This window comes from Yersinia massiliensis (assembly GCF_003048255.1).
Classification (GTDB): Bacteria; Pseudomonadota; Gammaproteobacteria; order Enterobacterales; family Enterobacteriaceae; genus Yersinia; species Yersinia massiliensis_A.
On the sequence record NZ_CP028487.1, the window covers coordinates 1,449,564 to 1,470,742 of the forward strand.

A 21,179-nucleotide genomic window follows, 5' to 3' on the forward strand; every position below is an offset into this window, starting at 1 on the left:
TTTATTTCAATCCTTCTCCTAAATCAATCCTTCGCCCAAATCAATCCTTCATTTTTGTTCAATTAGCTGCATCTCTAGCGCCACGGCAGGGCATCTAAAGGTGCATTCGCCACAACCATCACAAAGGTCATCAATGAGTCTTGGTGGCTGTTGAGTTTGCCACTGTAAGGCTTGTCGCTCACAATAATCAGCACAGCTGTCACAATAGAGATAACTGTTTTGGCAGGTGTTTTTCACCACGGGTCGTGCTGCGATAGCGTATGAGGAGTGGGATAATGCACCCGTTTGGCAGGCCGTGTTGCAGGCATGACAGCGGCCACAATATTGTGTGGAAAAATCTAACTCTGGCCGTTGGTTCACCATCACGATCAGGCTTTCGCCACAGGCATCGGCACATGCGTGACAGCCGGTACAACGCTGTAGGAAAAGATTTTCTGCCACGGCGCCAGGTGGCCGAATAGCTGTCGTCGCGGGGAGCGTTGATGAGTAAGCGTCAAGAGGCTGAGCGCCTTTTAACAACCCACGGAACAACCCTCGTCGGCTGATAGTGCGGCTTTCCATGTAAGCTTTATAGTAGCGCTCGTCTTTTATCATTGTTCTCTATTGCCGCTATTTTATGTTTAGCGAAACCATGTTCATTGAAACTACATTCATCGAAACTATGTTCACCGAAACTATGTTCAGCGAAATACTGGGTAAGACTGAGGCTGTAAGTTCAATTCGGTTTGCAGGGTTTTCAGGTAACTCTCACAGATAACAGCCAATATCGGATAGACCTGATGTTCGGTCTGGGCATTTTTGACAAACTCAAGGTAGCGATAAGCCCACGGCAGTAAATGCTCGGTGAGCAGCACAGTCGCGGCTTCGCTCGGTGGTTGTTTCGATGAATGTTGTTTCGCTGAGTATTGTTTCGATGGATGTTGTTTTGTTGAATCTTGTTCCAGCAAATACACCCAAGCCAAGAGCATCAAGCCAAACTGATCTTCCGGCTCACGGATAGCGCTTTGGCTTACCAATCCTAATCCAGTTAAAAACTCGCGATATCGCAGGGTACTGGCCCCCATCAAGCAATTTTCTTTGTCTAAATAAACCGATCCCCAAGGCGGGGCCGGCATCTCGCCTTGTCCTTCAAACAGAATCGAAAAATCATATTCCAGTGCTTCGGGGTTAATATCGTGCAGTTGCTGGCAATATTGTGCAATTTCAACCCGATCCGGCCAAGGAAAATACTCGGTGATTTGTGGCAATAACGGCCAAAGCTGCCGCGCGGTTTCGGATTGCGGAGGAGAGTAAAAAAGTGCGCCTAAAATACGTGGCAGCGTTGTCACTAATAACGTCAAAATGATCTCTCTTTAGGCTCTATTAGCTTAAATTGGATGAGCCGCAGGTGGCCCATCCAAGGTTGAACTATAAGCGAATAAAATCAAAAAATTAGGTTACATTGGCACTTGCCAAAGATTATAAAAAGCAATACGCCCAGCCAGTTCGCCAATAACCAACACTGAAGCACTGACCGCCAGAGTAGCGCGTGGGATCCTATCTTTTAGCAGTGCAGCGGAAGCCACAAAAATACCCAATGTCAGTAGCAAAATTTGGGCTCCCCAAAGCCAGGCTTGCTGACTACTGAGGTCCACGGCACTTTGCCCGAGGAAACTGAGATAACCGGGCTTATTCACCAATGTGACAATCGCACCGATGAGCAGGGCTGTCGCACCTAACTGGCGAGCACCCGCCACCATGGCAAACGCACCGCCGCCGACCAGCACCGTCATCCACAATTGCAGCGAAGTATAGGACGTATCCCAATTAGGCACGGTTGTCAGTTGGTAAACCTCGGTAATTGACCAAGCAAAGGCGAGCCCAAATATCACCGTAGCCACATTGAACAGGCCCGCCAGTACGGTATTTTTGACGATAACCGAGAAAAATACGGTGCCACAGGCCATGGCAACAAACAGGCCACTGAGCAGAATTTCGTTACTCATTGGCGAGCGGCCTACCCCCATCAACATGGTGGCGGCGCGCAGCGGTTGCCCGACGTGTAATGTGCCGACGATCAGGCCCGCTATCATCAATATCAGTCCAATAATATTGGCGTGTTTAAGCTGTAATGCCGTCGTCATGCCGAGTTTGTGGCTCACTAGCGCCAATGCAAACAACCCGACGGCGGTTTGCCCCAGCACCGTGAAAAATACTAAGGGTAATTCATGCATTTTATACCTCCGCCGGATTTTGGATGCGGCCTGATGTGTCGCCGGATGGTTTGGCATCACGATGACTTCTAATGACCAAATTAGGCTGTGTCAGATGTGCGTGCGGTAACGGCGCAATGGCATTGGTTTCACCGTACTTATCTCTTAATAGGGTGATGTCATCGAAATCGAGCGCACGTTGTGGGCAAGATTCGACGCAAACGGGTTTATGCCCTTCAGCAACCCGCTGATAGCAGCCATCACATTTGGTCATCAGTTTTTTCGTGGCATCAAATTGTGGTGCGCCATACGGACAGCGCATTTCACAATAGCGGCAGCCGACGCAGAGGTCTTGATTAACCACCACCAAACCGTCTTCCTCACGTTTATGCATGGCACCGGTTGGGCAGCCTGTCACGCAAGTGGGGGATGAGCAGTGATTGCAGGCAATCGATAAATAGTAATTGAACACATTTTGTACCCAGAGATTGCCTTGCTGGGTCCAACTTCCACCACCATATTCATACACGCGGCGCAGCTTTGGCCCAAGATCCAGATTCTTTTCATCCTTGCAGCTGATCTGGCAGGTTTTACAGCCCGTGCACTTGGTTGAATCGACAAAAAAACCATATTGCTTCATTTTTCAGATCCTTATGCACGTTTTACTTCAACGAGATTGGTATGTTGCGGGTTACCTTTCGCTAGCGGAGAAGGTCGCAGCGTGGTTAAGGTATTGATACACCCGCCGACGTCGACGCCCTCTTTATTGAGATTACGCCATGCCCCTTGTGGCACGGTGATCACGCCCGGTAAGACCCTTTCGGTGATTTTGACAGCAATGCGAATACGGCCACGGTCATTGAAAATCTCAACCATGTCACCTTGCTGAATGCCCCGAGCCTGCGCATCAATGGGGTTCATCCAGAACTGATGAGGAACGGCTTCGCGCAACATCGCGACATTGTAATAAGAAGAATGGGTATGGCCTTTGATATGGAAACCGGTCATCTGTAACGGGTAGGTTTTCATGGTTTCGATATCACTGACGCCTTCAAACGTCGGGCAATATTCTGCGACAGCGGTAATGCGATCACCCGGTGCCAGTTGCCACTCTTTTTCCAGCGTGGCCAGTGCTTCGGAGTAGATCTCAATTTTGCCGGACGGTGTTTTGAGTGGGTGATTGAGTGGGTCATCACGGAAGGCTTTTAAGGCAATATATTCGCTACTATCAGCATAAATACGGTCGATAATGCCTTGGTCATCGGTTTGCTCAAAAGGCGGCAATGCGGGATTCTTATCACGCATCTTGTTATAGCTGATTTCAATCCATTCTTGCTGCGTATGGCCTTCAGTAAAGGCATCGCCAATCCCGAGCTTCGTGGCGATTTCAGCGAGAACATCATACGACGGGCGACATTCCCACAGCGGATCGATAGCATTTTGCAGCCGCGTGACGTAGTGATAAGCGCCACTGGCGTAGGAGTTATCAATCAGATCGTTGGATTCCACCGAGGTGACATCAGGTAAGAGTAAATCTGCATATTTGGCAGAGTTAGTCATGTGGTTTTCCCACACCAAAATAAACTCGCACAGCGATTCATCTTGTAAAATGTTGTGGGTTTTATTCAGATCAGAATGCTGATTTCCAATAACGTTACTGGCGTAATTCCACATAAACTTAATATTAGTATCAAGTTTGTCTTTATTCTTCACATGGGCATTTTGCGCGGTCATCTCGGTGCCACGGAAAATAGCATCCGTCCACATAAAGCAAGGAATGGCTGTTTTCACTGGGTTAGGAATACTGAATCCCGGAACAGGGTATTTTACGTTTCCACCCCATGCGCCAGTATTGGTTCCTGCTCGTCCAATATTCCCCGTCATGAGCGGTAACATCATAATTGAGCGAGCGGCTTGCTCACCATTGGCGCTGCGTTGAATGCCCCAACCTTGCGAAATCCAAGCCGCGCGGGCATTGCCTAATTCTCGGGCCAATTGAGTAATACGCACTGGGTCGATACCGGTTATTTCGCTCGCCCATTGCGGGGTTTTCTCTACTCCGTCATTGCCATTGCCTAAAATATAATCCTTATACGAGCCATTGGCAGGGGCTGAATCGGGTAGGGTTGTGGCATCCCAGCCGACACAATATTCTTGCAGGAAATCCTCATCGGTGAGATTTTCCTTGATTAGGACATACCCTAATGCCGCGACGAGTGCGGCATCTGTGCCAGGGAATATCGGTATCCATTCTGCATTTAAGGTGGTGACACTGTCGGTCATTCGGGGATCAATAATAATGACCTTGGCTTTGCTTTTTCCTAGAGCATGGATCGTCTCAATATATTGACCACCGCCTGACATACGTGTTTCTGCCAGATTATGACCAAACATCACCACTAAATCTGAGTTTTTAATTTCATCCAGCAAGGTTTCATCAGCATTACCATAAATATAAGGCATCACGGTATTTATTTGAGCGGTAGAATAAGTACCGTGTTGATCGAGAAAACCACCCAGTAAGCTCAGCATTCTTTTACAGGCATTACGGCCTTGTAAATTAGCGCCGGTCGAACCGGAACCGTATTGATAATAAATGGCTTCGTTACCGTATTGTGCGATGGTCTTTTTCAGGTTGTCCGCCACGATGGTGGTCGCTTCATCCCAACTAATACGTTTAAATTTACCTTCACCGCGCTTACCAACACGTAGCATGGGGTATTTCACCCGATCGGGGTGATATGTTTTCCAGCGAACAGATCGGCCACGTAGACACGGGCGAATCTGATGCTCGCCAAAAGTCGAATCGTCATAAATAGCTTCATTAGCAATTTTAATAATTTCGCCATTCTTAACGTGAACTTTCAGTGGGCAACGACTACCACAGTTGACCAAACAAGCGCTGTATTTAATGGTTTCTTCGCTTGTTGCTGGTGTTTGGGCTGATGTAGCCTGAGCAGCGAAAGGAAGAGTGATTGAACCCGCAATAGCCGCAGCACCGGTCACTGCGGCAGATGTTTGAATAAATTCACGGCGACTCAGTGAACCCTGGGGTGGTTTTTTATTGTTATTCATCGACATTACCTTTGCTAAAGACATTATCTGGCGAAAATAAAAAAATCAGAATAAAGCGGTTATCCTCCACCTTATGAAATAAATTGTTACTTTCATATGATGTAAATCAATTAAGGCGAGGTAACGATATTTCCAAGGAAAGTAATGTGAGCGTAGCGAGAGTTATTAATAATTTTTATAGAGATATTAACGGTTCTCTATACATATTATTAATACAATTAAAAAATGAGCTAGCTGTAATAAAGAATCACTCTCAAATGAAACTGGAATATTTCATTTAAGCTAATGGGTGTTTTAAATTTAATTTATTTTATCTTTCTCAAGAAAAGTCTTAATTTCCTGCTGCGTGCCTGGAGAATAGGATGAGACTATTCTTGTATTTACTGTGCAGTTTCGGACAGTTTATTTTATCGTTTGTTGGGTTTATTGCCTCACTGGTTGACTTAAAGGGTATCGAGATTCCTTATTCTCCAAATAATGGATAGATCCCCATCACGTTTTTCATTATTAGCGGCTTGTTGTCGGGGAGTAACATGGTAATTTAGCTAGAGTTGGATTGTCACCGTCAATGGCGGGCAAAACCTGATTGAGTGGCTTGATGAATGCTACTAAGTCAGGTTTTTTTGTTTTCAGGGCTAAGAAATGCGCATCACGAAAATACTAAATAATAATGTGGTTATTGTGCTCGATCAGTACGGGCAAGAACAGGTGATTATGGGGCGCGGTCTTGGCTTCCAAAAACGCCTTGGCGAGCCGTTGGACAATGCGCTGATCGAGAAAGTGTTCGCCCTGAAGGACAATGAATGGGTATCGCGGCTCAGTGAGTTGCTGAGCTCCATTCCATTAGAAGTGATGATCACCTGCGATTGTATTATCACTATGGCGACAGCAAAGCTGGGTAAGTTACATGACAATATCTATATCTCACTAACTGACCACTGTTTTTACGCTATTCAGCGCCATCAGCAAGGTTTAGATATCGCCAATGGATTGCTGTGGGAGATTCGTAGGCTCTATCCCAAAGAGTTCTCCTTAGGCCGTGAAGCCTTGCAAATCATTCAGCAACGGCTCGGCGTTCAATTACGTGAAGATGAAGCGGGATTTATCGCGCTACATTTAGTCAATGCTCAACTGAATGGCGATATGCCTGAAGTGATGCAAGTGACGAAAGTCATGCAGGAAATTCTGCACATCGTTAAGTACCAATTTAAGTTGGAATACGACGAAGATGGCTTGAGTTACCACCGTTTTGTCACTCATTTGAAGTTTTTCTCCCAACGTATGTTGGGCCGTAATGGCGTCACTAGTGATGATGAGTCGTTACATGATTCAATAAAAGAGAATTATGTTGAGGCTTATCGCTGCGCCGTTAAAATTCAGCGGCATATTAAAATGTATTATCAGCAGGATCTCAGTAAAGAAGAGTTGATGTTTTTGACCATCCATATTGAGCGTGTTCGCCGAGAATGTTTTAACTTGCCGGATTAAAATATCGCTTCGTAGAGGCGAGTGCAGGATTCGGCTATTATTCTATCTTGGGTTGCGATTGTTTAGGTTTGACTACGCAAGGAATTAGCGCGATGGCGAAAGTCACTCATCGTTTTGATCGAAAAAATCTCTTCGGAGAACAGAATATCCACGCGGTTTTTGAAGTTAGCCTGTTGTTAAAAGCCATTTTGGCCGTGATGGAAATTATCGCTGGGATTTTAACCTACTTTATTACTCCGCAATTTTTGCTTCATCTGTTACATCGCATTACGCAGGTTGAATTTATCGAAGACCGTGGTGATGTCGTGGCGAATTATTTGCTGCATGCTGCACAGAGTCTTTCCATCAGCAGTTTGCATTTTGCGGCTTTTTATTTGGTCGCTCACGGTGCGATTAAATTGTGGATCATTGTCGGGCTGTGGCGCAAAAAGTTAGGCTATTATCCTATGGCCATTGTTATTTTTAGCTTATTTATTGCTTATCAACTCTATCGTTATACTTTCACCCACTCACCGATGTTGATTCTGATAACGCTCTTGGATGTGGTGGTGATTGTGTTGACCATACTCGAATACCGGCAGTTGCGACATGGGACGAAACCTGCGGGCTAAGCGCCTCGAGCCGGTTTATTCTGATCCAACGCCCTACTAAATACCAAGCGATGTGTGCATAAGTGCTTATCCCCTTTTGCTAAAGCACTATCTCTACATTTTCCTGTTTGTTCGGATCAAACAATGGCTTAACATAGCTATCACTTTTTTGCATGTTTCATGGGTATTCAATGCGCTACTTGGTTGTTCTTCTCCCCTTATTTGCTTTGCTCTCGGCCTGTAGTAGCAAGCCTGCGGCACCTGTAGCGGCTGAACCTACGGGAGCTTTGCTTCAGAGCGGCTTTTTACTTGAACCGGAACATCAAGGGCATCTGCAAAACGGTGATTTCGCTTATAACCCAGACACCGCGCGTTTTGTTGACAAAATGGTGCGTGAGCACGGTTTTGAACGTGAACAATTGCATGATGTATTGGCTCAAACGCAAAAACTGGACTGGGTTATCCGTTTGATGGATAAGCAAGCACCGACATCAGGCCGTCCTTCTGGGCCAAATGGGGCTTGGAACCGCTATCGTAACCAATTTATTACCCCTGATAATGTGCAAAAGGGGGTGATCTTCTGGAATCAATATGAAGAGGCGCTTCAGCGTGCTTACGAGATTTACGGCGTACCGCCTGAGATTATCGTCGGTATCATCGGCGTTGAAACGCGTTGGGGCCGAGTGATGGGTAAGACGCGCATTATTGATGCCTTGGCGACACTCTCTTTTGCTTATCCGCGTCGGGCTGAATACTTCACCGGTGAGCTAGAAACCTTCTTATTGATGGCGCGGGCTGAGGGTAATGACCCACTCAGCTTGAAAGGCTCATACGCAGGTGCGATGGGTTATGGCCAATTTATGCCATCATCATTTAAAAGCTATGCGGTTGATTTTAACGGTAATGGGCATATCAACTTATGGGACCCAGAGGATGCGATTGGCAGCGTTGCCAATTACTTCAAAGCACATGGTTGGACGAAAGGGGCCCCTGTTGCCATTCTTGCGAACGGCCAAGCACCTTCTCTTGATAATGGCTTTAAAACCAAGTTCCCAGTCTCGACTTTATCAGCGGCAGGGCTAAGCCCGACGACTCCACTGGGTGATTATCAGGAAGCCAGCTTATTGCGCCTTGATGTCGGCACGGGCTATCAGTATTGGTACGGTTTACCGAATTTCTACACCATTACCCGTTACAACCACAGTACTCACTATGCGATGGCAGTATGGCAACTGGGGGAAGCGGTCGGCAGGGCGCGCAGAGGTTATTGACGATAATTGAGGGCCACATTAGTGGACCTCAGACTGTTGATGAATTGTGACGACTCGATCGGAAACGGTGAGGGCTGGCAGAAGAGTAAAGCGTCCGCGCCAAGGATGGCGCGGCTCGAGCCTACAGGGAGGTATTTACGGCGTCTTTACGATCTGCCAGTTCTCTCCGCAATGGCCACTTTATCCGTACCGATACGGTTTATCCGTGGCCCCTTTTACTATTATTTCAATGCATTACAGTAGATGTGAAATATCATCCGGATTCACTGACGGTGGGGAATTACGCCAACCGCGAGTTAACCACAACAGATAAATAAAGCCTGCTAGCAGCCATAACAAGCCCACCTCTAATGCGCGCTGTTCCAAATGCAGCCACAACCAAACTGACATCACAAATCCCATCAGCGGTAATAGCCCGTATTTAAACAGGGCAGATGCGCCACGGCGCTTCTCATTGATCAGAAAATGCTTTATCACGCTCAAATTAACGAAGGTAAATGCACCTAGCGCGCCAAAGCTAATCATCGATACCACTAAGTTCAGATCAAGGAACAAGGCTAATAATGAAATAGTGGCGACGAACAAAATGGCCCGCCATGGCGTGTGGAACTTACGATGCAAATGGAAGAACACTCGACGTGGCAGCACACCTTCACGGCCCATGGCATAGAAGATCCGCGACACGCTGGTCTGTGCGGTCATGGCCGAGGCATACACACCCGTCAGGTAAGTCGCCATAAAGAAGTTATACATCCACTTACCGCCGACGTGCTCTGAGATAATCAAACTCGCCGTGTCCTGATAGGGGATCAGTGACTGCCAATCTGGATAGGCCAAATGCGCGGCATAAGAGACGGCAATAAAGATGGCACCCGCGCTAATCACGGTAAACAAAATAGCGCGCGGTAGCGTGCGTTTCGCGTCGTGCGCCTCTTCTGCCATGGTGGCAATGGCATCAAAGCCAAGGAAGGCTAAACAGAGCACTGCTGCGCCGGATAACAACCCTGAAAGATCACCGGCGTTCACCAGTAGCGGCTTCATCAACGCGGCGGGGCTTAAATCGGCCTGACTGAAGGACAGGGCAATAAATAATACGATAAAGATCATCTGCGCGGCGATCAGCGAGAAATTCACTGAAGTGAGTAGCCGTACACCGAGAATATTCAGCAGGCTGACACTGACGATAGACGCAATAATGAATATAGGGGCAGGGATCGCTGGGAATGCCTCATGCAAGAAAATGCCTAAAACTAAATAGTTCAGGATCGGCAGGAACAGATAATCCAGAATTTGTGCCCAACCCACCAGAAAACCGGTTTTCCCGCCAAAACTGCGCTGGACATAAGAGTAGGCGGAACCTGATAGCGGCATGGCGCTCGTCATCCGGCAATAACTGAGGGCAGTAAACAAAATGGTGGCAACAGTCACCAGATAGGCAATGGGCAGATGGCCCTGACTTAATACGGTCACCTGTCCGTAGGTGGTAAATACGCCTAATGGCACCATGTAGGCAAGGCCGAAAGCGACCAGCGCGGGGGTTTTAAGCACTCTGCGCAACTGAATATTTTGTGGCATTACCGTATCATCTCCTGGTGTAAACGAGCACCGTTATGCTGCATTTTTATGCAGCTATAAAACATAAAGAAGCGGATTCTGACACAAGGGGGGCTGCTTTAAAAGCCCATCGCGATGCGGGTTAAATGAGGGTGATGTTTACCGCGACGATTTACCTGAATCACTGGCGTGAACCCGTGATTCAGGTGAGTCAAAGTAGCGACCTTTATTGCATATTAAGTCCGCAGTGGATAGACGGATTTACCGCCGATGATCGTGCACTCAATTTCAGTTTGATAAATTGTCTGCGGCGACTGTTCAAACAAGTTCTGCTTCAAAATAATGATATCAGCGAACTTGCCCGCTTCCAGTGAGCCAATATAGTGCTCCTTGGCAATCATATAGGCAGCGTCAATCGTGGCGGAGCGTAACGTTTCAATCAGCGTCAAATCCCGATCATTATCTAACCGTGGACCGGCTGGATTACCCTCAAGATCCCACGCACGGCGGGTCATACCCACTTGCAGGTTGTACCACTCATCTAAGCGGTCAATCGGCCAGTCACTGCCATAAGCGAGACGCGCACCGGCATCCAGAAAACGCGCAGCAGGCTCCATATGTTGAAAACGCTCTTCGCCCAGCATCTCGCGCTCTTCATCAATCAACACACCCGGCAAGCCACCCCACTGGAATGAAAGCACTGCCGTTGCACCAAGCTTGGCGAAACGGTCATATTGATGGGCGGCGACCAACTCGTTGTGCGCCAATCCTGGGCGGATATCTTTGCCCGGCAATGCCGCGCGCATCTGCTCCACGGCATCGAGCACCATCTCGATAGCGCCATCGCCCACGGTATGGGTATGGGGATGCAGACCGGCACGTGCACACTCTAGAATCACGGCATTGACCACCGGCGCGGTAAAGTAGAGATCGCCATAGTGATCGGTATCTTGCCAGTCCGGTTGCTGCGCGGTACCTCGGTTTGCACGATAGGGCTCCAATAAAGCCGCTGTCATGGTCGGGGGCTGTAATACGCCATCAATAAAGAGTTTTAGGTGATCGACGGCAAAACCCGGTGCCGGAGTCCATGTTTGGCTGCCCCATTCACGACCAAAGTCCACCACTTCTTGCACCACGCGCGCGGCATCTTCTGGCCCTTGCAGGCTATCAGGGGTCACTTCTTTTGCGCCGAGCACACGTAAGGTCAATTCATCGCGTTCATGTAACCGACGGAAAGCCAGCAATTGCTCGGCAAAAACACGAGTATCCATCACGGTAGTGACACCCTGAGCGTTGAGTACTTGCTGCACATGGGCGGCAATTTGCACGTTCTTCTCTGGTGTCGCGGATGGGATGCTATCAAAGGCACGCATGGCCGGTGCATCTTCCAAAATACCGGTTAACTTCCCGTGGGTATCGCGGGCAATTTTACCATCGGGTGGCACAGGGGTATTTTCATCGATACCCAGCAGGGCAAGAGCACGACTATTGGCCGCTAAGGTATGGCAGTCATTTGAGAACAGCGCGACAGGGCGGCGAGTGTCGAGCGAATCCAATGCCGCGCGGCTCATATCCGCGCCTACTGGCGTCATTGCTTGCCGCTGCCAAGCACGTACGGTCAGCCAGTCATTCTCGCCTTTAAACGGGTCACTATCGAGGTGCTTCTGGATAATATCCAGTGTTTGCTCAACACTCAGCGCGGCATAATTGAGGTTACAACCGATCAGTTGTTTCCCACCCCAGAAAGGGTGCATATGGCTATCAATCAGACCCGGCATCATAAATTTGCCAGCCAAATCGATAAGTTGGGTATCAGGGCCGCTGAATTTTTGCTTAATTTCCTCACCACCAGTAGCCAGAATATAGCCTTGGCCTATCGCGATGGCGCTGCAAACTGTGTTATCCGTATCAGCCGTATAAATTGTGCCGTTGTAATAGATAACATCGGCGACAGTAGATTGTTGAGTCATTTTATCTTCTCAATAATCCCCTTCGACTGGGGATAATAATCATTAAATAGCGATTATAGCCAATTATTGACGGCAAAAACCGCCAGTGTGTTAAACCGGCTGAAACCAAAGGTTAATTAGCTTATTTGAGCAATTCGGTTGTCATGATGGCCGATAGGTGGCGCATAATTTCTGCTTCGGAAAAGCCGAGTTCCGTAAATTGGATCAGGCCATCTAAACCGCAAATCAGCCCGATCAAACGCCAAGCGATATCACTGGCATTCACCTCAGTGCGAAAGGCGCCACTGGCCACTCCGGCATGGATAGCATCCAGTGTGGCCTGATGCCAATCAGACATCGAGACGGCATAGGCAGCTTTAATCAATTCGTCTCGCTCAGCCAAAATCGAGACTTCATTCCACAACCGAGTTTCTCTTTGTCCCACTTCATCTTGCGGATAACCCAGTACCTTTAGCACCCGTTCAGTGGCGGGTAACTCTTGGCTACTGACCATAAACGCGGCGAGCGATTGTTTCACTAGGCACAAAAAAGCATCCGCGCGTAGACGTGAAACGGACGAGAAGTGGTGATGGACTTGCCCAACAGCGACACCTGCTTCACTGGCAACACGGCGCACGGTGGTGGCGGCCATCCCCTCGGAAATGGCAACACGCATCGCAGCCTGCAAAATAGTGTCGTGGCGTTCTTCGCGGTTCAAATAGGCCAAAAGAATTCCTTAATCTGAAACATCAATTAGTTGGCACATCAGTCAGTTGGAACATCAATCATTTGGAACATCAATGTGCACGCCATTATGTGATGAATTGGACGTTAGTTCAACTTTCCGCTATTATTCGCATCTTGAACGTGTGTTCAACATTATTTTATTGCCCTATTTGAGCGTTTTTATGTCTAAAAAGTGGATCGTTTTCTACGTTATTATCTTGATGTATTTACCTGTATCGATTGATGCAACCGTGTTACATGTCGCTGCGCCTCGGTTAGGCATTGCCCTGTCCGCAACGGGCAGCGAATTGCTGTGGATCATTGATATCTACTCACTGGTCATGGCGTGTTTATTACTCCCAATGGGGGCGTTGGGGGATCGCATAGGCTTTAAGCGACTGGCCTTAATCGGCTCGGTTCTGTTTGGATTGGCTTCTTTGGCGGCAGCGCTGGCACCTTCGGTTGCCGCGCTTATTGTTGCTCGTGCCTTTCTGGCTATCGGTGCCGCGATGATCTTGCCTGCCACTTTATCCGCTGTGCGCCATATCTTTACTGATGAGCGGGAACGTGCGATGGCACTTGGGATATGGGTCGCGATTGGTACCATGGGGGCCGCGATGGGGCCGCTGGTGGGCGGCGTCTTGATGGAGTACTTCTATTGGGGCTCGGTATTTCTGATTAATATTCCCATAATTATCATTGTGGTTATTGCCACGCTGGTGGTGATCCCCAGCCAACCTGTTCGCAAAGAGCAAACATGGAAACTGGCTCCCGCATTAGTCTTGATTACCGCTATTTTAATGCTGGTCTATGCGGCGAAAACGGGGCTGCGTGGTGGTGGCGATATGGTGGTGACCTCCCTGACAGCGTTGTTCGGTGGGATCATGCTATATGCATTTGTGCGCCATCAGCTCTCAACCCCAACCCCGATGATCGATTTTCGGTTGATCAGCCAGCGGGTGATTGCGGTGGGGATGGTAATGGCGATGACCGCCATGATCACATTGGTCGGTTTTGAGCTGCTTCTGACGCAAGAATTGCAGTTTGTCTTGGGCAAAAGCCCACTTGATGCTGGCATGTTCTTACTACCGCTCATGATTGCCAGTGGCGTAAGTGGGCCGCTTTCTGGTTGGCTGGTGGCTAAACTGGGGCTGCGCGCCGTCGCCAGCGCAGGTATTGCACTGAGTTCGCTGAGTTTTCTGGGGCTGGCATGGACCGATTTTGCCACTCAAGCCTATCTGGCGTGGGGATGGATGATATTGCTCGGGTTCAGCATCGAAGCCTCTTTATTAGCCTCGACGGCGGCCATCATGAGCGCAGCACCGCCTGAAAAAGCAGGGGCTGCGGGTGCCGTTGAGGGAATGGCTTATGAGCTGGGGGCTGGATTAGGCGTTGCCATATTTGGCTTGATGCTCTCGCGCGCTTATACCGCCTCTATTGTGCTACCGGCCGATTTACCTGCGGATCTAGTGAGGCAGGCGAGTGCATCCATTAGCGAAACTATCCAAGTGGTTAATCGTCTGGGGGGGCATGAACAGCTACTGGTGAGCGCCAAACTTGCGTTCTCGGCGTCACATAGTTTGGTATTAGGCACCGCCAGTGCGTTGCTGATCCTATTGGCCGCCGTTGTCTGGTTCACGATGCCGAGGAAACAATCGCCACAATGGGCGAACGCCTAATGTGATATCTCGGCGGATGAAGACTTAAATTGTCGCCTAATAATCTGTCTGGCAATACTCTGATTAGTCATTACTCTTACTAAAGTGTGTGATATATCTATTTAAGGCTATGAATTGGTTTTTGGTATATTGACGATATCATCACCGTATCTTAATAAAGAGTAAGGCTTTCTCTATGACCGAGCGGCAGTTTACAGCACAACTCGATATCGATAGCTCGGCTCAACCTGCCCGAGTTGCCGCAAAGGGGGATTGGGTATTAGCGCATTACCGCACCCTTGAGCCTGAAGTCACGCAATTACGCGCCAATCTCCCGGCGACGGTGGTCTTTGATCTTAGCCAATTGGGTGCGATGGACACGGCTGGGGCGACTTTACTGGCCTTATTACTGGGCGAGGAACGCGTTAATCAACTGCGTGAACTCGCCCCTACATTGCCTGAAGAGCGCCGAGTCTTGCTGGAAACGGTGAGCCGTGTTTTACCTGATTTAGCGGTAGAACCGCCCAAAAAGCCCTCACCATTTTGGCTGGAGTTATTGTCCAACATTGGCCGTTCGATGGACAATTTATGGCAAGACTTCAAGTCATTACTGGGCTTTGTCGGTCTAACACTCGAAGCTTTATTCAGCACGATGTTTCGTCCCTCTCGTTGGCGAATGACGTCGCTTATCGCCAATATTCAACAAATTGGCTTGAATGCCGTCCCCATCATTATGCTGCTGACCTTTTTGGTTGGGGCCGTCATCGCTTTCCTCGGTGCAACCGTGTTAACCACCTTCGGTGCGGGTATCTTTACAGTTGATCTGGTGGTGTTTTCTTTCTTGCGTGAGTTTGCGGTTTTGCTCACCGCCATTTTGATGGCAGGACGGACAGCCAGCGCCTTTACGGCTGAAATCGGGCTGATGAAAGCGAATGAAGAGATTGATGCCATCCAAACGCTGGGGCTGAATCCGGTCGAGTTGCTGGTGTTGCCCAGAGTCTTGGCGCTATTAATTTCACTCCCGATGCTCACCTTTATCGGCATGATCTGCGGTATTTTCGGCGGCATGGTGGTGTGTGCTTTAGCGCTAAACATTTCGCCGACGATGTTTTTATCGATTATGCAAAGCAGTAATGGATTGCAGCATTTTCTGGTGGGGATCAGTAAAGCGCCGGTTTTCGCTTTCCTCATCGCTATTATTGGTTGTTTGGAAGGCTTTAAAGTCACCGGTAGCGCCGAGTCTGTGGGGGTTCATACCACCACGAGTGTCGTGCATTCTATCTTTGTCGTTATTTTGCTTGATGCCGTCGCGGCGCTATTTTTCATGGAAATGGGATGGTGAGCCAAATGTCGCAAGAAGCAATTATTCAAATCCGCGGTTTGGTCAACAGCTTTGGCAAACAGACGGTTCACCAAGACCTGAATCTCGATGTTCAGCGTGGCGAGATCCTTGGCGTAGTGGGGGGATCAGGAACAGGAAAATCCGTCCTGTTACGCAGCATTGTTGGATTGCGCCGCCCCACGGGTGGGCAGATCCATGTTTTTGGTCAGGACTTAATGGCGCTGTCGGGGCAGGCCCGCTCGATGGTTGAACGCCGATTTGGTGTTCTATTTCAACGCGGTGCGCTGTTCAGCTCGCTCACAGTGACTGAAAACGTGGCGCTGCCATTAATTGAAAATGCGGGATTGCCACGGGATGAAGCAGAACGTTTGGCGCAAGTTAAACTGGCATTAGCAGGCTTGCCGCCAGGTGCGGGCAGTAAATATCCAGCATCACTTTCGGGCGGCATGGTTAAACGCGTCGCCTTAGCCCGTGCGCTGGCATTGGATCCCGATATTTTGTTTCTTGATGAGCCGACGGCGGGCCTTGACCCCATTGGGGCGGCAGCATTTGACAGTTTGATTCGGACATTGCGTGATGCTTTAAATTTGACGGTGTTCTTAGTGACTCACGATCTGGATACACTCTATACACTTTGTGATCGAGTGGCGGTGCTTTCGCAGAAGAAAGTGCTGGTAGTGGATACTTTAGATAACGTCGCGGCATACCCTGATGACTGGATTCAGGCGTATTTTCATGGCCCGCGTGGCCGAGCTGCGTATCAGGCAGCAACGAATAGTGGAGAGAGGTTGTAATATGGAAACCCGTGCGCACCATGTTGTCATTGGTTTGTTCACTCTCATTGTGGTCACTGCCGCGCTGTTATTTTGCCTATGGCTGACCAACGCTGGCTCAAACCGCCAATTCAATCTGTACGATATCGTCTTCAATGAACCGGTCAGTGGCCTGTCTCAAGGCAGTACAGTGCAATACAGTGGCATTCGTGTCGGTGAAGTGACACAACTACGTTTAGACAGAGATAACCCCAATAAAGTTTGGGCGCGGGTACGCGTATCGGCGTCAACGCCAATCCGCCAAGATACTCAAGCGCGCTTGACGGTAGCCGGGATCACGGGCACTTCAAATATTCAGTTCAGCAGTGGCAACCAATCAAGCCCGTTGCTCGAAGGGGAAGATGGTGAGATCCCGATTATTGTGGCCACCCCATCACCGATGAGCCAGCTATTAGCTAATGGTGAGAGTTTCATGAGTAACGCCAATGAAGTCTTGGTGCGTTTGAATCAGCTTTTGGAACCGGATAACCAACAACGACTGATCAAAACGCTGGATAATCTTGCGTTGGTCACCCAGACCGTGGCGGATCAGCGTTCAGATATCCGCACCATGTTGCAGCAGTTGGCGCAGGCCAGTAAACAGGCCAATGATACGTTAGCACAGACCAATCGCTTACTGCGTAATGCTAATGGATTGATGGAGGGGCAGGGGAAACAACTGCTCGGCGATGCAGCTAAGACCATGGCGTCATTGCAAAATACCAGCACGATCCTCAATAAATTGGTCAGCGAAAATAAAACCTCGCTCAATAACGGCATGCAAGGGATGAATGAACTGGGGCCAGCGGTGGATGAGCTGCGCAGAACATTAGCCACATTGCGCGCCGCCGTTTCCCGTTTGGAAGAAAACCCAGCAGCCTTGCTGCGTGGCCGTGAAAGAACACAGGAGTTTACGCCTCGATGATATCTCTTAAGGTAATGCGCAACGCAGGACGCCGCACTGGGTTACTGATGCTCTCCATGCTGGCGATGTTGCTATCTGCTTGTACTATCCTTCCTACCGCGCCGATTTCACAGGTCTATCTATTGCCAGTGCCGCCGGCAACCAATACGCCGCGTGCGCAAACGGTGGATTGGTCATTGCGAGTGTCTCAACCGATGACCAGTCAATTCTTGAACAGTTCGCGTATTGCCGTGCAACCGCAAGGGCAGGAAATTGCGGTCTACCAAAACTCTCGCTGGAGTGATCCTGCGCCGATTTTACTGCGTAACCGCTTGATTCAGGAATTCCGTGCGGATGGTCGTATTCGGGCTGTCAGTAGTGACGACGATAGTCTACAAGCCGATATTGAGTTAAGCGGCGATCTCTCTGCATTTCAGGGCGTATACCTGACGGATCGCAGTGAAGTTCTGATCAGTTTCGATGCTCGACTGGTACGAATTTCGGACCGTAGAATTATCGCCACTCGTCATTTTGAAATCCGTCAGCCAATAAAAGGCACAGATATGAATGAGGTGGTTGAAGCGTTTGGTTTGGCGAGTGATAAGCTATCTGCGCAAGTATTGAACTGGATGTTACAGCAGTCTCTTCAGTAATTCAGACCCGATTTCCCCCAAGCCGATATCACTATCAGCTTGGGGGATTTATGTCGACGACTTCACCGTATTCCCCCCTATTACTTAGCATTATTACGATGCGTGAATGACACGATTTATGCATAACAAATAGACATTATCTTAATTGAATTTATGCTGGCGATGAGGCATTGACTAATATAGCGTCATTTTTATTTCTCTATATTTGTTTGAGCTGTGTCAAGTTAAGTAAAGTCGGCCAATTAAACTGACCGAGTGATGATCGACTCGCGCAAAATAACTGAAAGCCAGCATGGAAATATATCTTATATCAAATAAGTGTTGATTTTATGTTTCATAATGTTTGACTATTGTTCGGTGAATTGAGCAATAAGGGACTCATTATGCTTTGGAAAAATACCAAGGAACAGTTTGGGCGCATCACTATTGGCATCCACTGGCTGGTAGCATTAACCGTTTATGCATTGTTTGCTTTAGGATTATGGATGGTGACGCTGGGCTACTATGATGGCTGGTATCATCAAGCACCCGAAATACATAAAAGTATTGGGTGCTTATTATTTGCTGTAATGCTATTTCGGGTTATTTGGCGTTTTATTTCACCGCCACCGAAACCCTTATCAAGCTATAGTCGTTTTACACGTGCCAGCGCGATATTCGCTCATTTGGCTTTATATATTATTCTATTTTGTATTATGTTCAGCGGTTATTTAATCTCGACGGCTGATGGGCAACCTATCAATGTATTTGGTTGGTTTTCTGTGCCTGCGACATTAACGGGCTTACCTGAACAGGCAGATACCGCCGGAACTGTGCACCTTTATCTGGCTTGGGCTGTAGTCGTACTTTCACTATTGCATGGGTTGGCTGCAATCAAGCACCACTTTATTGATGGTGATATTACCCTTAAACGGATGCTGGGACGTAGCACCGATTAACCAACTGTATTATGGAGAATTAACTATGTTTAATAAGACCCTATTGGGCCTGACTGTAGGCGCACTGATGTTGACTGCCGGCAGCGCCGTAGCCGCCGATTATAAAATCGATAAAGAAGGGCAACATGCCTTTATCGAGTTTCGGATTAAACATTTAGGCTATAGCTGGTTATACGGTAGCTTTAATGATTTCGACGGAACGTTTACCTTTGATGAGAAAAATCCGGCTGCCGATAAAGTGAATGTGGTGATCAACACCAATAGCGTTGATACCAATCATGCAGAGCGTGATAAACACCTGCGCAGCAAGGAATTCCTGAACGTCAGTAAATTCCCACAGGCGACATTTGAGTCTACTGAAGTGAAGAAGAACGGCGAAGGATATACCGTGGTCGGGAATCTGACCTTAAATGGCGTCACTAAGCCTGTGACACTGGAAAGCAAATTGACAGGTCAAGGCAGTGATCCATGGGGCGGATACCGCGCTGGTTTTGAAGCGAATGGTAATATTAAGTTGAAAGACTTTAATATCACCACCGATTTAGGCCCAGCCTCACAAGAGGTCGAGCTGATATTGTCTGTCGAAGGCGTACAGGTTAAATAATTCTTGCTAACGCTTTTGACTCAATGAATTGTGGCTCCAGAAAGGGCCATAACAAACGGAGTCTCTGACAATCAGATCAGACTGAAAAAGATTGTCGTTTGATAAGTAGCCCCCGTCCAGCATTGATATTAACCGGTTGATGACTTCATTGATCATGCTGCTGACGGGGTCTTTAATACTGGATAACGACGGGCTAAGAAATGGCCCCAATGGAATATTATCGAATCCAATGATAGATATTTCATCCGGTATTTTAATCTTTGCTTCATTTAATTTTTTCATCGCACCAATGGCCATATCATCATTGCTAGCAATAATGGCGCTAAACGGTACTTGACCTGTGAGTAATGACTCTACGGCCGCGAAGCCACATGCTGGCGTCCATTTTCCCTGCACAATCAGCGTATCTTGTATCGGTAGAGAGCTGGCGGTTAGCGCACTCTTATAGCCGGAAAGGCGCTCAATCGCAGTCGGGGAGTCCAGCGAACCGGTAATAAAAGCGATATCACGGTGCCCGCGTTCGATAAGATATTGTGTGGCGTTGTAACTCGCACCTGCATGATCGCTGAAAATACAGTGGCTACCATTTTTTCTTAATTTTCGGTTGACCACCATAATTGGCTGTTTGTATTTATCGATGATCAAATCCATATCATCGACAGTCAAAAATCGAGGATAGATAATAATGGCATCACAACGCAGATCTAGCAGGAATTGAATAGCCTCTCGTTCTTCTTCGGCGCTGTGTTTTCCGTCGACTAACACTAACTGCCGGCCATTATTTTCTAATTTTTTCGCGGCTTGGGAGAGAATTTCACTAAAGTAATTCCCATTGTAAAGTGTATTGGTGACCACGAAACCGATACATTCAGATTTGTTTGTCGCCAAATTTCGCGCCAATAAATTTGGCCGATATCCCGCTTCTTCAATCGCTTTATAGACCTGTTCTTTGGTCGCTTCGCTGACATAGCCTTTGCCTGATAGAACCCGAGAAACAGTGGCTTTTGAGACACCGGCTTTTTTTGCCACTTCCTGCATCGTCGACATAGATTCTTCCTGGCTTATAAATATTGACGTTCATTCTACACGTGACTACGGATACGTGACTATGGCTCATGGCTGCGGACATGCTACTGCGAATAAGAAGTTGCCCGCTGAATGGGGGCAATTGCCACATTCATGCCGATCACCATCACAAAATTGAAATACTGTTTCTATAGCTATTGAAATTCAATCAACAATTAACGATTCTCATGTGGAACCGGTTACCTATTTGTCTAAAAAGAATACAGTTAGATGGTTGCTCGGTAAATGTTTTAATCATAACTATATGAATACAATGGCTAATTGTACCATTATGCTGGTAAGGGCAGTGACCCTTTGACCGCAAATAGTTCGCTTAGCTCAGCGTGCGTCGTTACGG

At 48.1% G+C, this 21,179-nt stretch carries 19 protein-coding genes; 10 read left to right on the forward strand and 9 right to left on the reverse strand.

The genetic code is table 11. The features are described from left to right. Positions 1–48 precede the first annotated feature (48 nt). From DA391_RS06665 to DA391_RS06685, 5 genes are all read right to left on the reverse strand, one after another. On the reverse strand, positions 49–594 hold the full coding sequence (locus DA391_RS06665) for a 4Fe-4S dicluster domain-containing protein (RefSeq protein WP_057644815.1): 546 nt from the start codon (positions 592–594) through the stop codon (positions 49–51). Between the two features lie 86 nt (positions 595–680). Then, positions 681–1,340 (reverse strand): TorD/DmsD family molecular chaperone, encoded by a 660-nt coding sequence (locus tag DA391_RS06670; protein WP_057644811.1) that lies wholly within the window; start codon positions 1,338–1,340, stop codon positions 681–683. Positions 1,341–1,436: 96 nt separating this feature from the next. After that, positions 1,437–2,213: a dimethyl sulfoxide reductase anchor subunit family protein gene (locus tag DA391_RS06675; protein WP_108087478.1), complete on the reverse strand. Its 777-nt coding sequence runs from the start codon at positions 2,211–2,213 to the stop codon at positions 1,437–1,439. 1 nt (position 2,214) lies between these two features. Continuing rightward, complete coding sequence (locus tag DA391_RS06680) at positions 2,215–2,832, reverse strand: DMSO/selenate family reductase complex B subunit (RefSeq protein ID WP_050287350.1); 618 nt, start codon at positions 2,830–2,832, stop codon at positions 2,215–2,217. A gap of 11 nt (positions 2,833–2,843) precedes the next feature. After that, positions 2,844–5,267 carry a DmsA/YnfE/YnfF family dimethyl sulfoxide reductase gene (locus tag DA391_RS06685; protein ID WP_057644806.1) on the reverse strand — a complete coding sequence of 808 codons (2,424 nt, stop codon included), beginning with the start codon at positions 5,265–5,267 and terminating at the stop codon, positions 2,844–2,846. 642 nt (positions 5,268–5,909) lie between these two features. Here DA391_RS06685 and licT point away from each other — a divergent pair. The 3 genes from licT (at position 5,910) to mltB (ending at position 8,616) form a co-directional block, all read left to right on the forward strand. After that, positions 5,910–6,755: a BglG family transcription antiterminator LicT gene (gene licT, locus DA391_RS06690; RefSeq protein WP_050080079.1), complete on the forward strand. Its 846-nt coding sequence runs from the start codon at positions 5,910–5,912 to the stop codon at positions 6,753–6,755. Between the two features lie 92 nt (positions 6,756–6,847). Next, on the forward strand, positions 6,848–7,366 hold the full coding sequence (locus DA391_RS06695; RefSeq protein WP_019211990.1) for a DUF2127 domain-containing protein: 519 nt from the start codon (positions 6,848–6,850) through the stop codon (positions 7,364–7,366). A gap of 170 nt (positions 7,367–7,536) precedes the next feature. After that, the gene (gene mltB / locus DA391_RS06700; RefSeq protein ID WP_019211989.1) at positions 7,537–8,616 is read left to right on the forward strand and encodes a lytic murein transglycosylase B; all 1,080 of its coding nucleotides are present in this window, start codon (positions 7,537–7,539) and stop codon (positions 8,614–8,616) included. A 234-nt stretch (positions 8,617–8,850) separates the two neighbouring features. Here the strand turns inward: mltB and DA391_RS06705 are convergent, their stop codons facing one another. The 3 genes from DA391_RS06705 to DA391_RS06715 form a co-directional block, all read right to left on the reverse strand. Then, a complete protein-coding gene (locus DA391_RS06705; RefSeq protein WP_057644803.1) occupies positions 8,851–10,191 on the reverse strand; it encodes an APC family permease in 1,341 nt (446 codons plus the stop codon). A 215-nt stretch (positions 10,192–10,406) separates the two neighbouring features. After that, positions 10,407–12,140: an amidohydrolase gene (locus DA391_RS06710; RefSeq protein WP_050080078.1), complete on the reverse strand. Its 1,734-nt coding sequence runs from the start codon at positions 12,138–12,140 to the stop codon at positions 10,407–10,409. A 121-nt stretch (positions 12,141–12,261) separates the two neighbouring features. Then, entirely contained in the window at positions 12,262–12,846 is a 585-nt protein-coding gene (locus DA391_RS06715) for a TetR family transcriptional regulator (RefSeq protein WP_050080077.1), read from the reverse strand. A gap of 181 nt (positions 12,847–13,027) precedes the next feature. Here DA391_RS06715 and DA391_RS06720 point away from each other — a divergent pair, with 181 nt between their 5' ends. From DA391_RS06720 to DA391_RS06750, 7 genes are all read left to right on the forward strand, one after another. After that, complete coding sequence (locus DA391_RS06720) at positions 13,028–14,524, forward strand: SmvA family efflux MFS transporter (RefSeq protein WP_072187325.1); 1,497 nt, start codon at positions 13,028–13,030, stop codon at positions 14,522–14,524. A 175-nt stretch (positions 14,525–14,699) separates the two neighbouring features. Next, positions 14,700–15,845, forward strand: coding sequence for an MlaE family ABC transporter permease (locus DA391_RS06725; protein WP_057644800.1), 1,146 nt, complete (start codon positions 14,700–14,702; stop codon positions 15,843–15,845). Then, a complete protein-coding gene (locus tag DA391_RS06730) occupies positions 15,839–16,639 on the forward strand; it encodes an ABC transporter ATP-binding protein (RefSeq protein WP_019211984.1) in 801 nt (266 codons plus the stop codon). Before DA391_RS06725 ends, DA391_RS06730 begins: the two co-directional genes overlap by 7 nt. Before the next feature lies 1 nt (position 16,640). Beyond that, the gene (locus tag DA391_RS06735) at positions 16,641–17,582 is read left to right on the forward strand and encodes an MlaD family protein (protein ID WP_050080075.1); all 942 of its coding nucleotides are present in this window, start codon (positions 16,641–16,643) and stop codon (positions 17,580–17,582) included. Beyond that, positions 17,579–18,214 carry an ABC-type transport auxiliary lipoprotein family protein gene (locus DA391_RS06740; protein ID WP_050080074.1) on the forward strand — a complete coding sequence of 212 codons (636 nt, stop codon included), beginning with the start codon at positions 17,579–17,581 and terminating at the stop codon, positions 18,212–18,214. Before DA391_RS06735 ends, DA391_RS06740 begins: the two co-directional genes overlap by 4 nt. Before the next feature lie 383 nt (positions 18,215–18,597). Then, positions 18,598–19,152, forward strand: coding sequence for a cytochrome b (locus DA391_RS06745; RefSeq protein WP_050080073.1), 555 nt, complete (start codon positions 18,598–18,600; stop codon positions 19,150–19,152). 25 nt (positions 19,153–19,177) lie between these two features. Beyond that, positions 19,178–19,756 carry a YceI family protein gene (locus tag DA391_RS06750; RefSeq protein ID WP_019211980.1) on the forward strand — a complete coding sequence of 193 codons (579 nt, stop codon included), beginning with the start codon at positions 19,178–19,180 and terminating at the stop codon, positions 19,754–19,756. Between the two features lie 6 nt (positions 19,757–19,762). Here the strand turns inward: DA391_RS06750 and DA391_RS06755 are convergent, their stop codons facing one another. Then, positions 19,763–20,803, reverse strand: coding sequence for a LacI family DNA-binding transcriptional regulator (locus DA391_RS06755; RefSeq protein WP_050872843.1), 1,041 nt, complete (start codon positions 20,801–20,803; stop codon positions 19,763–19,765). Positions 20,804–21,179: the final 376 nt, after the last annotated feature.

Bases quoted from the DNA above. Each gene is read 5' to 3' on its own strand.
- DA391_RS06665 (WP_057644815.1), bottom strand. From the start codon at position 594: ATGATAAAAGACGAGCGCTACTATAAAGCTTACATGGAAAGCCGCACT.
- DA391_RS06675 (WP_108087478.1), bottom strand. From the start codon at position 2,213: ATGCATGAATTACCCTTAGTATTTTTCACGGTGCTGGGGCAAACCGCC.
- DA391_RS06680 (WP_050287350.1), bottom strand. From the start codon at position 2,832: ATGAAGCAATATGGTTTTTTTGTCGATTCAACCAAGTGCACGGGCTGT.
- DA391_RS06685 (WP_057644806.1), bottom strand. From the start codon at position 5,267: ATGAATAACAATAAAAAACCACCCCAGGGTTCACTGAGTCGCCGTGAA.
- licT (WP_050080079.1), top strand. From the start codon at position 5,910: ATGCGCATCACGAAAATACTAAATAATAATGTGGTTATTGTGCTCGAT.
- DA391_RS06695 (WP_019211990.1), top strand. From the start codon at position 6,848: ATGGCGAAAGTCACTCATCGTTTTGATCGAAAAAATCTCTTCGGAGAA.
- mltB (WP_019211989.1), top strand. From the start codon at position 7,537: ATGCGCTACTTGGTTGTTCTTCTCCCCTTATTTGCTTTGCTCTCGGCC.
- DA391_RS06705 (WP_057644803.1), bottom strand. From the start codon at position 10,191: ATGCCACAAAATATTCAGTTGCGCAGAGTGCTTAAAACCCCCGCGCTG.
- DA391_RS06710 (WP_050080078.1), bottom strand. From the start codon at position 12,140: ATGACTCAACAATCTACTGTCGCCGATGTTATCTATTACAACGGCACA.
- DA391_RS06720 (WP_072187325.1), top strand. From the start codon at position 13,028: ATGTCTAAAAAGTGGATCGTTTTCTACGTTATTATCTTGATGTATTTA.
- DA391_RS06725 (WP_057644800.1), top strand. From the start codon at position 14,700: ATGACCGAGCGGCAGTTTACAGCACAACTCGATATCGATAGCTCGGCT.
- DA391_RS06730 (WP_019211984.1), top strand. From the start codon at position 15,839: ATGGTGAGCCAAATGTCGCAAGAAGCAATTATTCAAATCCGCGGTTTG.
- DA391_RS06735 (WP_050080075.1), top strand. From the start codon at position 16,641: ATGGAAACCCGTGCGCACCATGTTGTCATTGGTTTGTTCACTCTCATT.
- DA391_RS06740 (WP_050080074.1), top strand. From the start codon at position 17,579: ATGATATCTCTTAAGGTAATGCGCAACGCAGGACGCCGCACTGGGTTA.
- DA391_RS06745 (WP_050080073.1), top strand. From the start codon at position 18,598: ATGCTTTGGAAAAATACCAAGGAACAGTTTGGGCGCATCACTATTGGC.
- DA391_RS06750 (WP_019211980.1), top strand. From the start codon at position 19,178: ATGTTTAATAAGACCCTATTGGGCCTGACTGTAGGCGCACTGATGTTG.
- DA391_RS06755 (WP_050872843.1), bottom strand. From the start codon at position 20,803: ATGTCGACGATGCAGGAAGTGGCAAAAAAAGCCGGTGTCTCAAAAGCC.